The organism is Arthrobacter sp. D3-16 (genome assembly GCF_054408515.1).
The window spans coordinates 140,932-154,557 of the sequence record NZ_CP096437.1; the positions used below are offsets into that span (position 1 = coordinate 140,932).

At 64.7% G+C, this 13,626-nt stretch carries 14 protein-coding genes; 12 read left to right on the plus strand and 2 right to left on the minus strand.

Features of this window, described 5'->3' with window-relative positions; all coding sequences use genetic code 11:
* Window positions 1-5 precede the first annotated feature (5 nt).
* On the minus strand, window positions 6-950 hold the full coding sequence (locus M1D32_RS00700) for a LysR family transcriptional regulator (RefSeq protein ID WP_458780459.1): 945 nt from the start codon (window positions 948-950) through the stop codon (window positions 6-8).
* A 240-nt stretch (window positions 951-1,190) separates the two neighbouring features.
* Here M1D32_RS00700 and M1D32_RS00705 point away from each other — a divergent pair, with 240 nt between their 5' ends.
* The 11 genes from M1D32_RS00705 to M1D32_RS00755 all read left to right on the plus strand — a co-directional run bounded on the left by M1D32_RS00705 (window position 1,191) and on the right by M1D32_RS00755 (window position 12,053).
* Window positions 1,191-2,477 (plus strand): ABC transporter substrate-binding protein, encoded by a 1,287-nt coding sequence (locus tag M1D32_RS00705; RefSeq protein WP_458780460.1) that lies wholly within the window; start codon window positions 1,191-1,193, stop codon window positions 2,475-2,477.
* 50 nt (window positions 2,478-2,527) lie between these two features.
* Complete coding sequence (locus tag M1D32_RS00710) at window positions 2,528-3,487, plus strand: carbohydrate ABC transporter permease (protein WP_458780461.1); 960 nt, start codon at window positions 2,528-2,530, stop codon at window positions 3,485-3,487.
* A 3-nt stretch (window positions 3,488-3,490) separates the two neighbouring features.
* Window positions 3,491-4,327 (plus strand): carbohydrate ABC transporter permease, encoded by an 837-nt coding sequence (locus M1D32_RS00715; RefSeq protein WP_458780462.1) that lies wholly within the window; start codon window positions 3,491-3,493, stop codon window positions 4,325-4,327.
* Window positions 4,328-4,456: 129 nt separating this feature from the next.
* Complete coding sequence (locus tag M1D32_RS00720; protein WP_458780463.1) at window positions 4,457-5,239, plus strand: TIM barrel protein; 783 nt, start codon at window positions 4,457-4,459, stop codon at window positions 5,237-5,239.
* Window positions 5,229-6,788, plus strand: coding sequence for a GMC oxidoreductase (locus M1D32_RS00725; protein ID WP_458780464.1), 1,560 nt, complete (start codon window positions 5,229-5,231; stop codon window positions 6,786-6,788). The genes M1D32_RS00720 and M1D32_RS00725 overlap by 11 nt, the downstream gene beginning before the upstream one ends.
* Window positions 6,789-6,873: 85 nt before the next feature.
* Window positions 6,874-7,269, plus strand: coding sequence for a C-glycoside deglycosidase beta subunit domain-containing protein (locus M1D32_RS00730; protein ID WP_458780465.1), 396 nt, complete (start codon window positions 6,874-6,876; stop codon window positions 7,267-7,269).
* Window positions 7,266-8,369, plus strand: coding sequence for a sugar phosphate isomerase/epimerase family protein (locus M1D32_RS00735; protein WP_458780466.1), 1,104 nt, complete (start codon window positions 7,266-7,268; stop codon window positions 8,367-8,369). The genes M1D32_RS00730 and M1D32_RS00735 overlap by 4 nt, the downstream gene beginning before the upstream one ends.
* A gap of 17 nt (window positions 8,370-8,386) precedes the next feature.
* Complete coding sequence (locus tag M1D32_RS00740) at window positions 8,387-9,445, plus strand: sugar phosphate isomerase/epimerase family protein (RefSeq protein WP_458780467.1); 1,059 nt, start codon at window positions 8,387-8,389, stop codon at window positions 9,443-9,445.
* 8 nt (window positions 9,446-9,453) lie between these two features.
* Window positions 9,454-9,852 (plus strand): C-glycoside deglycosidase beta subunit domain-containing protein, encoded by a 399-nt coding sequence (locus tag M1D32_RS00745; RefSeq protein WP_458780468.1) that lies wholly within the window; start codon window positions 9,454-9,456, stop codon window positions 9,850-9,852.
* Window positions 9,849-11,036 carry a Gfo/Idh/MocA family protein gene (locus M1D32_RS00750; RefSeq protein ID WP_458780469.1) on the plus strand — a complete coding sequence of 396 codons (1,188 nt, stop codon included), beginning with the start codon at window positions 9,849-9,851 and terminating at the stop codon, window positions 11,034-11,036. Before M1D32_RS00745 ends, M1D32_RS00750 begins: the two co-directional genes overlap by 4 nt.
* A gap of 12 nt (window positions 11,037-11,048) precedes the next feature.
* On the plus strand, window positions 11,049-12,053 hold the full coding sequence (locus M1D32_RS00755; protein WP_458780470.1) for a sugar phosphate isomerase/epimerase family protein: 1,005 nt from the start codon (window positions 11,049-11,051) through the stop codon (window positions 12,051-12,053).
* Window positions 12,054-12,106: 53 nt separating this feature from the next.
* Here the strand turns inward: M1D32_RS00755 and M1D32_RS00760 are convergent, their stop codons facing one another.
* Window positions 12,107-13,123 carry an apurinic/apyrimidinic endonuclease family protein gene (locus M1D32_RS00760; protein WP_458780471.1) on the minus strand — a complete coding sequence of 339 codons (1,017 nt, stop codon included), beginning with the start codon at window positions 13,121-13,123 and terminating at the stop codon, window positions 12,107-12,109.
* Window positions 13,124-13,191: 68 nt separating this feature from the next.
* Between M1D32_RS00760 and M1D32_RS00765 the strand changes: the two genes are divergently transcribed.
* On the plus strand, window positions 13,192-13,608 hold the full coding sequence (locus M1D32_RS00765) for a C-glycoside deglycosidase beta subunit domain-containing protein (RefSeq protein ID WP_458780472.1): 417 nt from the start codon (window positions 13,192-13,194) through the stop codon (window positions 13,606-13,608).
* The last annotated feature ends 18 nt before the right edge of the window (window positions 13,609-13,626 follow it).

The window sequence follows — 13,626 nt, forward strand, 5'->3', positions numbered from 1 at the left end:
GGCCTTTACGGGGCTTCCCTCCCGGCGGCCGCTGCGACGATGTCGCCAGCCTCCTTGAACAGCTCCCGCATCCACTCATGCTCAGAATCGCGGTTGTGAACGGGATGCCACCACAGGGCGTTGACCAGCGGCGTAGCATCGAAAGGCAGCGGCAGGATCCGCACCCCGCCCACCCGGAGTGCGAACGGCACCAGTGCAGCCTGGATGAGCGCGATGCGGTTGGTGCCCACCACGAAGTGCGGCAAGGACTGGAAGCTCTCCACCACTACGTCAACGCGGGGCTCAATGCCCAGCTGCATGATCTGGCGTTCTGCCGAGGTTGACGCCGAGCGGGTCTGGTAGGTCATCACCCAGGGGAGTTCGGCAATGTTCTCCATGGTGATGTTCTCGCCGACGGCGTCATTGGAGGAGGAGACGACAGCGACCCAGCCGTCCCGCCACAGGTCCAGGTAGGGGAGACCGGTCAGGAAGCCGTGCGGGATCACCATGCCGTCCACCGAACGCAGGCGGTTTGCGGCGTCCTCCACCACCATCGGGTTGTGCAGCATGAACCGGAACCGGACCCCGGGGGCGCGCTCGGCCGCAAGCTCCGAAACCACCCGTCCGATGGTGGTAAAGCCGTAATCCGAGCCGTAGATGGAGAACTCGCGCTCTGATTCGCTTGGCTCCCAGGTGGCCTGGCTCTCGAAAACACGGCGAGCGGCTTCCAGTGCTGTGGTGGTGTGTTCCGCGAGGCGCAGCGCGAAGGGAGTGAGCTCATAGGCGTTACCGCGCCGGGCAAGGAGTGGATCTCCGAAGTGGGACCGGAGCCTCGCCAGCGAAGCGCTCAGCGCAGGCTGGCTCAGGTGGAGACGCTCGGCGGCCCTCGTTACGCTCCGCTCAGTGATCAGGGCGTCCAGCGAGATCAGCAGGTTGAGGTCGAGCCGGGAAAGCAGCACATTATTCGTCACGGCACGGCGATCTTTCAACGATGAATGTTCGTCAGGTCAGTGTATCAGCGGCATCAATACATTTGGTGGTCCTCATCACACTTCCCGATGCAGCGGCCGTGGGGGCACGGCACCCCCGTCAAACTTATGTCTCTTATCGTCAATACTTATGTGCTTTTTCTGCGAATCTCCTTCATACTGATGAGTGACCGGGGTCACGGCTCCCGGATATTTTCGACAACGAAGTCAGAAAGGCTGGACATGACACAGCACCGTCGCTATTCGGGCCTCAAGGTCGGCGCCCTCGCCGTCCCCACCATCGCAGCCCTCGTCCTTACGGGCTGCTCGGCCTCCACCGGCAGCAGCTCCCCGTCCGGAGGGTCGCAGGAATTTTCCCTCTCCTTCGCCACCTCCAACACCATCGAAAGCCCTTTCCAAGTCCTGGGCGAGAAGTACATGGAGGCAAACCCGGACGTAAAGATCACGTTCAACCCGCAGCCCAACGACTCCTATGACCAGACCCTGCGCACGCAGCTCCAGGCCGGAAATGCCTCGGACGTCGTAGTGACTTCGCCCGGCAGCGGCCAGGGACGCAGTATTCTTCCGCTGGCGGAGGCCGGGTTCCTTGAGCCGCTGGACGATTCCGCCAAGGAGCTCCTGCCTGAAGGGAGCGCCAGCACCTTCGGCCCGGAAGGCAAGGTTTTCGGCCAGGCTACGGCCATCACCGTGTCTGCCCTGGTCACGAATGAGACTGCGGCCAAGGCTGCCGGCGAGTTCCCCGCGGACTTTGCGGCTCTCGAAGAGCAGTGCAAAACCCTTGAATCGTCCGGGAAATCCCTCTTCGCCCTTGCCGGTGCAGCGCCTCCCAACACGGGCCTTACGGCGATGTCGCTGGCAGCCTCCCGAGTTTACGGGGAGGACCCCCAGTGGAACGAAAAGCGCGCGGCCAATGAAGTCACGTTCGCAGGCTCGGAGGGCTGGAAATCGGCTCTCGAAGCAGTCAACACCCTGAAGGACGCGGGCTGCTTCCAGAAGGGCGCCGCAGGTGCCGGTTTTGACGCCATCACCAAGGGCCTTGCCAGCGGTACGTCTCTGGCAGGATTCATCCCGGCCACGAGCTGGAAGCAGCTGCAGTCCGCTGCTGCCGGCTCCGAATTCGGCGTGCGCGCCCTCCCGGCCGAGAGCTCGGACAAGGGCTTCGTCTACGCCAGCGCCAACTACGCCTTCTCCATCAATGCGGCCGCCAAAAACAAGGAGGCGGCCAAAGCCTTCCTTGCTTGGGCGGCTGAACCTGAGCAGACCAAGGCTTTCGCAGAAATCGACGGCGCCCTTCCGGTCACCGGCCTGGACACCTACGACTTCGAAGGCGGCGCCTACAAGAACATCGGCGACCTGATCAAGGACGGCAAGTACGGCCCCCTGCCCAACAGCCAGTGGCCTAATTCCGCCGTTTACGACGCGCTGGCGACAGGGGTCCAGGGCATCATCACCGGCCAGAAGAGCCCTGACCAGGTCCTGCAGGCCATGGATGCCGCCTGGGGCCAGTAAGCCGTTCCCATCAACGTTCCGACCACTCAAAGGGACAAGCAAGGAATACCATGACTGCGACGATGCAACCGAAAAGCGAAGCAGCTGAAGCACCCCGGCGAGGCAGGCGCACCCCGGGGGCGGGGCAGAACGTCCGCCCCCGGGGCCAGGGCCTGGAGTTTGGACACTGGTGGTGGGCCCTGCCCGGGATCGCCCTGGTGTTTGCCATTCACTATGTGGCAACCGGTATTGGCGGGTTCTTCGCCTTCACCAACTGGACGGGCATCGGCTCGTTCGAAATCACGGGCTGGGCAAACTTTGAGGCCATCTTCAAGGACCCCACGAAAGTCGGAGCCCTCTCCAACACCCTCTTCCTGGCCTTTGGCTCGGTTCTCCTGGGCAACATCGCCGGCTTGGTCATTGCGCTGGGCCTGAACCGCATCCTTAAGACCCGCTACATCCTACGGACCCTCTTCTTTATGCCCGTGGTGCTCAGCCCGCTGGCCACGGCCTACATCTGGAAATACATCTTCGACTTCGACGGTCCGCTCAATGCCTTCCTTACGGCAATAGGCGCCGGGGACCAGGCCAAGCCGTGGCTGGCCGACCCCCAGTGGGCCGTCTGGACCGTCCTGGTGGTGCTGGTATGGTCTTCCACCGGTTTTGCCATGGTGATTTTTATGGCCGGTCTGGCCGGCGTCCCCGCGGAAGTGGAGGAGGCAGCGGCCATTGACGGCGCCAACCTGTGGCAGCGGTTCCGCAACGTGACCCTGCCCGCCATCCGCCCCGCCGTCGCCATCGCCACCACGCTGGGAATCGTCCAGGGACTGCGCGTCTTTGATCCCATCATGGCGCTCACCGGCGGCGGCCCCGCCGGGGCAACCGAAACGCTGGCCACCCAGGTCTATAAGCAGGCCTTTGCGCTCGGGAATTTCGGGGGCGGTGCCGCCCTGGCCCTGGTGCTCGCCGCCATCATCCTGATCTTCGCCGTAATCCAGCAGCGGCTGACACGTTCGAACCCTGAGGACTAAGCCATGTTCCGCTACACCAAACTCACCGTTCTCCGCGAAGTCGGCCTGTGGGCCCTCGCCCTGCTGTTCCTCACACCGTTCTACTTCCTGGTGACGACTGCCCTGAAGCCGGACACGGAGTTGTTCACTACCTCGGCCCTGGCTCCGCCAACAAGCCCTGACTTCAGCAACTTTGTGGACGTCCTGACCGCCACGGGCAACTCCAACGTGGTGATGGGCCTGGTCAACAGCCTCATCATCACCGCCGGCAGCATTGTGGGACTCATCGCACTCGGCTCCATCACCGGCTATGTCATTTCACGGAGCACGCGTCGCTGGAGCAAGGGCGCGTATTACCTCTTCCTGGTAGCCATCATCCTTCCGGGCCAGCTAGGCGCCGTGCCTCTCTACATGGGTGCCCGCGCCATGGGCCTGACCGGATCCGCATGGGGCCTGATCGTTCTCTACACCGGCATGCTCCTGCCCCTGTCGATCTTCCTCTACGCAAACTTCTTCCGCGGCCTCGGCACCGACTACGAAGAAGCGGCCACCATCGATGGCGCCAGCAAATCCCAGATATTTTCCAAGGTGGTGTTCCCCATGATGGCTCCCGCCACAGGAACGGTCACCATTTTCGCGGGGCTCATCGTGTGGAACGACTTCTTCACGTCACTGATCTTCCTGGGCGGCTCCGCCAACCAGACGCTGCCGGTGGCCATGTACTACTACATCGGCTCCCTGGTCTCCCAGTGGAACTCGATCTTCGCCATTGTCATCGTGTCCATGATCCCCATCCTTGCCCTGTTCCTGTTCGCGCAGAAGCGCTTCATCCAGGGATTCTCCGGCGGCCTGAAGGGCTGACCTGCAACCGTTGACCACCGCGGAGCGTTTCGAATGCTTCGCGGCGGCCTTTCCCACCCAAAAACCGGTGAATCCGGGCCCTGACGCCCCAGAATCCAGCTCAACCATCCAACTTTCCAGGAGAAATCCATGTACCAACTTGCGCCCAATATCGACCTCCTGTTCTCAGAAGCAGGCGACAGTGCCGCAGACCGGGTCCGCGCAGCAGCCGCCGCCGGGTTCGATGCCGTGGAAATGTGGGGCCCCACCGGCAAGGACATTCCCGCCCTCAAGGAAGCCCTTGAGGAAACCGGAGTCCAGCTCACCGCCCAACTGGCCGAACCCCGCATGCAGTTCATGATCCCGCCCAAGGACCACGCACCCTTCTACACCGGCCTCGAAGCCGGCGTTGAGGTGGCACAGCAGCTCGGCTGCCCACGGATCGTGGTGGGCAGCGGCACCGGCTTTGGCGGCCGCAAGCGGCAGGACCAGCTGGACGAACTGATCGAAATCTTCACCCGGGGCGTTGCGCACATCGAGGGTTCGGGCATCACCCTGGTCCTCGAGCCGGTGAACATCCGTGTTGACCACCCCGGAGCCCTCCTGGACCGGACCTCGGAAGCTGTCTACGTCGCCAAGGGGGTCAACTCGCCAAACTTCGGTGTCCTCTACGACCTCTACCACTCCACCGTCGAGGGCGAGGACGTGGTTGCCGAACTGGCCAACGCCGGGAACCTCATCAAGTACGTGCAGATCGCCGATGCTCCGGGGCGGGGGGAGCCCGGGTCGGGTTCCATCGACTGGCCTGCCCGGATCGCGGACCTCCAGAACAGCGGCTACACAGGCCCGATCGGGCTGGAGTACTACCCGACCATTGACTCGGCAAAGTCCGTCCGGCGCATCCAGGAACTGGTGGCGGGCCATGGGCGATAACCGCTACCCCGCACGCGTCGACGTCGCCATCGTCGGCAGCGGGCCTACAGCATCGGCGTATGCGCGGATCCTCAGCGAGGAAGCCCCCGGCACCACCATCGCCATGTTCGAAGTGGGCCCCACCGTCAGCAGTCCCCCCGGGGCGCACGTCAAAAACATCGCGGATCCTGACCGCCGCAGCATAGCCCAGCGCGCTTCCGAGGGGCCGGGAGCAGGAGCCGAAACGATCACCTCCCCCGGCGCAGCCAAGAGCGGGGAGCGCCGGGCCAGGGCAGGCACGTACCTCCTGCCGGATGGTTACGCCTTCCCCGGGGAGGACGGCATGCCCGTCGCGGCCATGTCCAGCAACGTGGGAGGCATGGCAGCGCATTGGACCGCCGCCTGTCCTCGTCCCGGAGGCAAGGAGCGCATTCCGTTCCTGCCGGACCTGGAACAGCTTCTTGACGACGCCGACCGCCTGTTGGGCGTCACCACCCACGCCTTCGACGACGCACCGTTCTCGGACCTCGTCATCAACCGCCTGTCGGCCGTCCTGGACGAGGACCGCGACCCTGCATTCCGCGTCCAGCCCATGCCCCTTGCTGTCCACCGGCGGGAGGACGGCGGCCTCGTCTGGTCAGGCTCCGACGTCGTGATGGGGGACGTGACCCGGGAAAACCCACAGTTTGACCTCTTTGACGAGTCACTGGTGACCCGTGTGCTGGTGGAGGACGGCATTGCCTCCGGCATCGAAGTCCAGGACCGCCGCAGCGGTGTAACCCATCATGTGGCCGCCCGCTATGTCGTGGTGGGAGGTGACGCGCTCCGCACGCCGCAGCTGCTGTGGGCTTCCGGCATCAGGCCAGAAGCTTTGGGCCGTTACCTCAACGACCAGGCGCAGGTGGTGTTCGCAAGCAGGCTGCGCGGCGTCTCCGCCGAACACGTGACGCGGGCCGCTGACGGTGCCCTGAGCGAGCAGAGCGGCGTGGCATGGGTTCCCTACACGAACGAGGCACCGTTCCACGGGCAGATCATGCAGCTGGATGCGTCCCCGGTCCCGCTGGCCGATGATGATCCCATTGTTCCTGGATCGATTGTGGGGCTGGGCCTGTTCTGCGCGAAGGACCTGCAACGGGAGGACCGGGTGGCGTTCGACGACGACGCGCGCGACGCCTACGGAATGCCCGCCATGCGCATCCACTACCGCCTTACCGAGCGGGACCACGAGGTGGTGGAGCGTGCGAAGCAGGAAATCGTCCGCCTGGGCAAGGCGGTGGGCGAACCGCTCGACGAGCGTCCGTTCGTGATGCCCCCCGGAGCGTCCCTGCATTACCAGGGCACTACGCGGATGGGCGAAACGGATGACGGCGAAAGTGTTTGTTCTCCCGACAGCCAGGTCTGGCAGGTCCCCGGCCTCTTCGTCGCCGGCAACGGCGTCATCCCCACCGCTACCGCGTGCAATCCGACGCTGACAGCGGTGGCGCTCGCAGTACGAGGGGCGCGGAAAATAGCGGAAGAACTGGGAACCGCTTTACTTATGTCTGAATCAAACAATAGAATGATGAAATAATGAAAAAGTGGTGTGATGCCGCACTTACGTTCAAACACAGGCATTTCATTCACCGGCAAGGCATGCCACAGACAAGGAGGTCTCGATGATCGCCGACCGCATAATCGAGCAGGGAACACTCAGTACCCAGGACGGCCGCACCGCCGTCGAAGTCCGAATCCCCTGGTACCGCGCCCTTCCGGGCTCGTGCATCGCAGGTGCAGCACTGACGGTTGACGGCGTTGCCGCCCCCGAGGACAGCCTGCGCTGGACCATGAACAACCGGACGTTCAGCTTTGAAGAACTCGTGGACGAGACCGGCGAGTGGTGGTATCCGCTGGATTCGGCCATCCTCTCCGGCGACCTTCCCGTCCGGGATGCCGATGCAGAACACGAGGTCCGCGTGGACCTGAAGCTCTACATCCCGTACATCATCACCGACCACGGCGTGCTGCATATCGAAGAGCACGACACCAAGACCATGAAGGTGGCACAGCGATGACCAGCCTCGGCACGCCGATCCAGGGCGTCACCCTTTACAGCTTCACCCGCGCCTTCCACGCCCGGCAGTACGACCTCGATGGCCTGATCCGCAAGGTAGCGGCCGAGGGTTTTGGTCCGGGGCTTGAGCTCATTGGATTCTCCAGCCTCCGGGGCTTCCCGGACCGCATTGACGACGCTTTCGTGGGCCAGTTCCGCGACCTGGTTGCTGAGGTGGACCTGGTCCCCACGTCCCTCGCGGTCAACGTTGACACCGGGATCCGCCGGGACCGGCTCATGAACCACGACGAGCTGGTCGAATACATGCGTACGCAGATCGAGGTGGCTGCCCGGCTCGGCTTCCCAATCGCCCGGGTACAGATCTCGCTGACACCCGACGCCATGGAAAGCCTGCTGCCGGTAGCCGAGAAGTACGGCGTCACCCTGGCCCTCGAAGTCCATGCTGACCAGCACGGCGCGCACGAGCGCGTCCTTGCCCTCCGTGACCGTTACGAAAAGCTTGATTCCCCACTGCTGGGGTTCACCGCCGACTGGGGCGCCACCGTCACCGGCTTTGCCCCCTCCCTCCTGGAGGCCTACCGCCGCCGTGGTGCATCCGAGGACCTGCTCCGGCAGGTGGTTGAGCTGTGGAATGGCTTCTACGCGGAAGGTCCGCCCAACACGCAGAAGGTCCACGGTGAGCGCTTCGGTGCCTTCATTGGCCTGGCGGCCCGCAACGGCCGGCCGGACCTCGGCATCGACTTCGGAATCAACGGAACGGGACTGTTCGGTCCCGCACCGCTGGACACCTGGCTGGAAATCATGCCGTGGGTCCGCCACGTGCACGGCAAGTTCTTCGGCATCGACGAAAACGGTGAAGAGCCCTCGGTTCCGGTGCGTGGCCTGGTCCGCCAGCTCGTGGAAAACGGCTACACGGGCGCCATCTCCAGCGAATACGAAGGCTGGCACTGGAACAACTGGCAGGACCCGTTCGACATCATCCGCGGCGAGCAGGCCGTCCAGCGCTCTGCCGCGGCTGACGCCGGCTCGGCCATGATCACCGACGCCTCAGAAGCGCGCCGCATCCTCAGCAGCCACCTCGCCCAGCCCGTCCGCGGCTGAAACAGAAGGAACACAACATGTCAGAAGGCATCGCAGGCTCGGGCATCGAGCTTGGCATCACCCTCTATTCACTCACCTCCGAGTTCGCCGCCGGGCTCTACACGCCGGAGACGCTCATCAAGGCCGTCGCCGATGAAGGCCTGGGCCCCGGCGTCGAGTTCAACATCGCCCAGATGCTGCGCACCTACCCCGATGTGGACGAGGACTTTGTCCGCTTGTGGCGGGACAGCATGGACCGCTACGGCCTGACCCCCAGCGCCGTGGGGACCAACCTGGACATGGGCCGCCGCAAGGACCGGGACATGACGCCAGACGAGGAGTACGACTTCTTCGCCAGGCAGCTCAAGACCGCCAACACGCTGGGCTTCAACAAGATCGTCATCCGATCCGCCGGCAAGGAACTGCTCCGCCGGCTGCTTCCGCTGGCCGAGAAGTACGACCAGAAGCTCGGCTACGAGATCCACGCGCCCCAGGGCCCGAACGATCCCAAAATCCTGCAGATCCGCGAGATGTATGAGGAGCTCGGCAGCGACCGGCTGGGCTTCACGGCAGACTTCAGTTCCACCATGCACAGCCTGTCGCCCACGCTGTTCCGTACCCTGACCCAGATGGGCCTGCCCGAGGAGCACTTTGCGGTCATGCAGGACATCTGGCGCAAGCCCCTGCCCATGCAGGAGCGGAACCAGGAGTTCGAGGACTACCTGCGCGAAAACAACTTCGATCCCGCCCGGTTGGGGCCCTTCACCCGGCTGGCGTTCAACATGCACGGGCTGGTGCCGCCGGAGGAATGGCTGGACATCATGCCGCAGATGTTCCACGTGCACGCAAAGTTCTACGACATCGACGAGAACGGCAACGAGCCCGCCATGGACATCCCGCGTATCGTGCGCCAGTTCGTCAAGGGCGGCTACAAAGGATTCCTCTCCAGCGAATGGGAAGGCCACGCCTTCGCCGACCTGGGCGAATCGGACCCCATCGACCTGGTGAAGAAGCAGCACACGCTGATGCGCCGCGCCATCGAAGCATCCGTTGATGCAACTGTTTCCAACCCGACCCTCGTCGAGACTGCGAAGTAAGGAAAGCCATGGCAACCCACAACTCCCTGTTCCAGGACGCCGATGTCCGCAGGCACCCCGAAGGCATTTCGGTGTCCGTGCAACTGCCCTGGTACCGCAGCCTCTGGCTCTCGGCCGTGGACGACGTCGCCGCCACCGTCAACGGCGTGGAGATCCCCAAGGAATCCCTCCGCTTCGAACTGCAGGGGAGGTCCTACTCCATCGCGGAGCTGCCCGAGCAGTGGGAAACCCTGTGGTTCGTCGCTGACAAGCCCGAGGTGATCATTCCGCTGAACCGCATCCCCGACGCCGGCGAGGAGATCGATGTCGAAGTCATCCTTACCCTCCGCCTGCTCTACATGCAGATCGCGCCCATGCGCTACGTGGGAAACCGGGTGGCGGTTGAGCGCAAGGTAGTCCTGGCATGAACACCCTGCGCGTGGCCATGATCGGTTACGGCTTTATGGGTGCCGCCCACTCCCAGGGCTGGCGCACGGCCCCGCGGGTGTTCGACCTGCCGGCGGAGCCGGAAATGGCGGTTGTTGTAGGCCGGAACGCTGAAGCGGTGGCCGCGGCCGCGCACAAGTGGGGCTGGGCTGAGTCAGCCACGGACTGGCGCGAGGTGATCGCCCGGGACGATATCGACGTCGTCGACATAGTCACCCCCGGCGACTCCCACGCGGAGATTGCGCTCGCGGCGCTGGAAGCCGGGAAGCACGTGCTCTGCGAGAAGCCGCTGGCCAACACGGTGGCCGAAGCCGAGGCGATGGCCGAAGCGGCGGAGCGGGCGGCCGCAAAGGGCATCCGGGCAATGGTGGGGTTTACCTACCGCCGCGTCCCGGCTGTCACTTTCCTGCGCAACCTGATTGCTGAAGGTGCTGTGGGGACGGTCAACCAGGTGCGTGCCTCCTACCGGCAGGACTGGCTCGTTGATCCTGACATGCCGCTGGCCTGGCGCCTGCAGAAGGAACACGCCGGCTCCGGCGCGCTGGGGGACATCGGGGCCCATGCCATCGATCTGGCCCAGTTCGTCACCGGGCTGAACCTGGAGAAGGTGTCCGGCACCATCGACACCATCGTCAAGGAGCGCCCCCTGCTTGATTCCGGCAGTGGGCTTTCCGGCACTGCCGGCGTGGGCAAGGGCCAGGTGACCGTGGACGACATCGCCATCTTCACCGGCCGCTTCGAATCGGGAGCGCTGGCGTCGTTTGAAGCTTCGCGCTTCGCCACCGGACGGAAGAATGCGCTGGAGATCGAGGTCTCGGGCGACAAGGGCGCCCTTGCCTTCGACCTTGAGGACCTCAACACTGTCCAGTTCTACGACCGCACGGTGCCCAGCGACCGCCAGGGCTTCCGAAAGATCCTGGTTACCGAAGCGGAGCACCCCTACGTTTCCGGGTGGTGGCCCGCCGGCCACCTGCTTGGCTACGAGCACGGCTTCTCGCACCAGGTCAAGGACCTCGTGGAGGGCATTGTGACCGGCACGGACCCGGAGCCCACCTTCGCTGACGGGCTGAGGGTGCAGCGGGTGCTCGACGCCGTCGAACGCAGTTCCGACAATGATTCAGCCTGGACCCGCGTTGCCGCTGACGTCCCGGCGCAGGTCCCGTAGGAGGGGAAATACATGGCACGACCTATCACTCTGTTCACCGGCCAGTGGGCCGACCTGCCGTTCGAGGAGGTGGCGCGGCTCGCCGGCGAGTGGGGCTACGACGGGTTGGAGATCGCGTGTTGGGGTGACCATCTGGATCCCTGGCGCTGGGACGACGACGCCTACGTGCAGGGCAAGCTGGACATCCTGGAACGCCACGGCCTCAAGGTGTGGACCATCGCCAACCACCTCAAGGGCCAGGCCGTCTGCGATGACCCCATCGACGAACGGCACCGCGGCATCCTCCCGGACGTTGTGTGGGGCGACGGCGATCCTGAAGGAGTGCGCCGCCGCGCCGCCGAGGAACTGCAGAACACCGCGCGGCTCGCCGCCAAGCTCGGCGTGAAGACAGTGACAGGGTTTACGGGCTCGTCCATCTGGAAGTACGTGGCGATGTTCCCGCCCGCCTCCGAGAAGATGGTCGACGCCGGCTACCAGGACTTCGCGGACCGGTGGAACCCCATCCTCGATGTCTTCGACGAAGTCGGTGTCCGCTTTGCCCACGAGGTGCACCCGTCCGAGATCGCGTACGACTACTGGACCACGCAGCGGGCGCTGGAGGCGATCGGGCACCGCGAGGCCTTCGGGCTGAACTGGGACCCGAGCCACATGGTGTGGCAGGACATCGACCCCGTGGCGTTCCTCTGGGATTTCAAGGACCGGATTTACCACGTGCACTGCAAGGACACGAAGAAGCGGCTCAGCAATGGGCGCAACGGGCGGTTGTCATCCCACCTGGCATGGGCTGATCCGCGCCGCGGCTGGGACTTCATCTCCACCGGCCACGGTGACGTTCCCTGGGAAGACGCGTTCCGGATGCTGCACTCCATCGGCTACCGCGGCCCGTTGTCCGTGGAGTGGGAGGACGCCGGCATGGACCGCCTGGACGGCGCCCCCGAAGCGCTCGCATTCGTACGCCGGCTCTCCGGCTACGAGCCCTCCGCGGCAGCTTTCGACGCCGCCTTCAGCACCAAATAAGTACAAAGCAATAGGACCGGTCCTGGAAGTCCAGGACCGGTCCTTTCTGTGTGTCAGCCGCCGACGCCCTCAGCCACCGGCACTCCCGCTGTAAGTGCTGCTTCCGCCAGCGCCAGATGCCGCCGCGTCATTTCGGCGGGGTCGTCCTGCAGCCACTCGTGGCCGCCCCACTCGCTGGTGAGCGTGCCGCTGAAGCCGTTACGGCGGAGGAGGCCGCCCAGGTCCCGCAGCGGCTGCGAAACCCGCCCGCCGTCGTCGTCCAGGTCCCAGAACTTCAGGTGGAAGGCGCCCACCAGGTGCAGGATGCCCTGCAGGTCGGCGGCGTCACTGCGGCCAAAGCGGATCAGCAAGTTCATAAAGAGGGTGTGGATCCTCGGAGGCACGTTCCCTGAACGGAGCAGGGCGGTGACGGCGTCGAGGGTGGCGGGATCGCGCCAGTCATTCTGCAGGCGTGACAGCAGGTCCGGGGAAACACCGCCCTGCCGCAGCTCCTCGAGGTAGGTGACCGGAAGGGCCGGCATCAGCATGCTGATGTCCACGAGCACCCGTACGTGGTCATCACCGAGCGCGGCGATCGCCTCCAGTGCAGGTTGGACGGCGGGGCTTCCGGGGGCCTGTTGCCCCTGTATTTCCTCGTACAGCACCAGGTCGAGCTGGTGCAGGAGAGGCTGGAGCCGCGTAAGCAGTTCCGCCCCGGCCTGCCCGATGGGGAGCCGGACTCCGCGGGCTCCGACCCGGTGCGCGGCATGGATCTGGGGGACCAGGAAATCCAGGCGTTCCTGAAGCGAGCGGCGGTCTGTGGGTGACGTGAAGTCGTCCAGGCTGGCCCCAACGATGCTGACAGATGCGCCCTTTGCCGCCAGGGCATCCCGCAGTCCGTCCACCTCATAATTCTGCGGAGCGGGGAAGGAACGCCACACCAGCCCGGGTTCGAGCTCTACTGTCTTCACCACCGAGTCAGCGATGCCGGTGACGATGTCCTGGGCAGACCGGCGGGCGGCGATGATGTCCGGGGTCCAGTTGAAGGAGCTGGCGCAAAGCGTCCAGCCGCTTGGAATTTCGGGAGCCATAGGGCGCCTTCCCCTTTATGCTTGTTAGTGACGAACTTATGTCAGATTCAGGATAAAGGATGGAAGTCATGTTGGAAACCGCTTTGCGCGAAGATGCGCTGACCACCGCTCAGGAGGGCTTTGAGCTCCGTATTGGCCTGCCGTGGATCCGTTCGATGCCACTGTCCAGCGTTGCCGGCCTGTCCGTTGACGTCGACGGCGTTCCGCTGGCGCCAAGGGAGTTGGCAGTGATGCTCGGGTCCCGCGCCGTGCGCCCCGATGCGTTGGAGGCAGAGCCTGGCTGGTGGTTTGTGCAGGACAGGCTCGTCCTGGCGGGCCTGCGCGAACTCCCGCGCGGGCCACATGCCGTTACCGTCGACTTCCGGCTGATGGTGCCCTACCTGCAGGCGCGTCCCGGCTCTCCGCTGGTCCTGCCATTTCACCTGGAGGCCCGTCTGGAGCTTGACCGGGTACCGGTCCCCACCGTGTCCCGAGACGTGGCCTGAGGAGGTCCGGGTCCCGCC

Bases quoted from the DNA above. Each gene is read 5' to 3' on its own strand.
- M1D32_RS00705 (WP_458780460.1), top strand. From the start codon at position 1,191: ATGACACAGCACCGTCGCTATTCGGGCCTCAAGGTCGGCGCCCTCGCC.
- M1D32_RS00710 (WP_458780461.1), top strand. From the start codon at position 2,528: ATGACTGCGACGATGCAACCGAAAAGCGAAGCAGCTGAAGCACCCCGG.
- M1D32_RS00715 (WP_458780462.1), top strand. From the start codon at position 3,491: ATGTTCCGCTACACCAAACTCACCGTTCTCCGCGAAGTCGGCCTGTGG.
- M1D32_RS00720 (WP_458780463.1), top strand. From the start codon at position 4,457: ATGTACCAACTTGCGCCCAATATCGACCTCCTGTTCTCAGAAGCAGGC.
- M1D32_RS00725 (WP_458780464.1), top strand. From the start codon at position 5,229: ATGGGCGATAACCGCTACCCCGCACGCGTCGACGTCGCCATCGTCGGC.
- M1D32_RS00730 (WP_458780465.1), top strand. From the start codon at position 6,874: ATGATCGCCGACCGCATAATCGAGCAGGGAACACTCAGTACCCAGGAC.
- M1D32_RS00735 (WP_458780466.1), top strand. From the start codon at position 7,266: ATGACCAGCCTCGGCACGCCGATCCAGGGCGTCACCCTTTACAGCTTC.
- M1D32_RS00740 (WP_458780467.1), top strand. From the start codon at position 8,387: ATGTCAGAAGGCATCGCAGGCTCGGGCATCGAGCTTGGCATCACCCTC.
- M1D32_RS00745 (WP_458780468.1), top strand. From the start codon at position 9,454: ATGGCAACCCACAACTCCCTGTTCCAGGACGCCGATGTCCGCAGGCAC.
- M1D32_RS00750 (WP_458780469.1), top strand. From the start codon at position 9,849: ATGAACACCCTGCGCGTGGCCATGATCGGTTACGGCTTTATGGGTGCC.
- M1D32_RS00755 (WP_458780470.1), top strand. From the start codon at position 11,049: ATGGCACGACCTATCACTCTGTTCACCGGCCAGTGGGCCGACCTGCCG.
- M1D32_RS00760 (WP_458780471.1), bottom strand. From the start codon at position 13,123: ATGGCTCCCGAAATTCCAAGCGGCTGGACGCTTTGCGCCAGCTCCTTC.
- M1D32_RS00765 (WP_458780472.1), top strand. From the start codon at position 13,192: ATGTTGGAAACCGCTTTGCGCGAAGATGCGCTGACCACCGCTCAGGAG.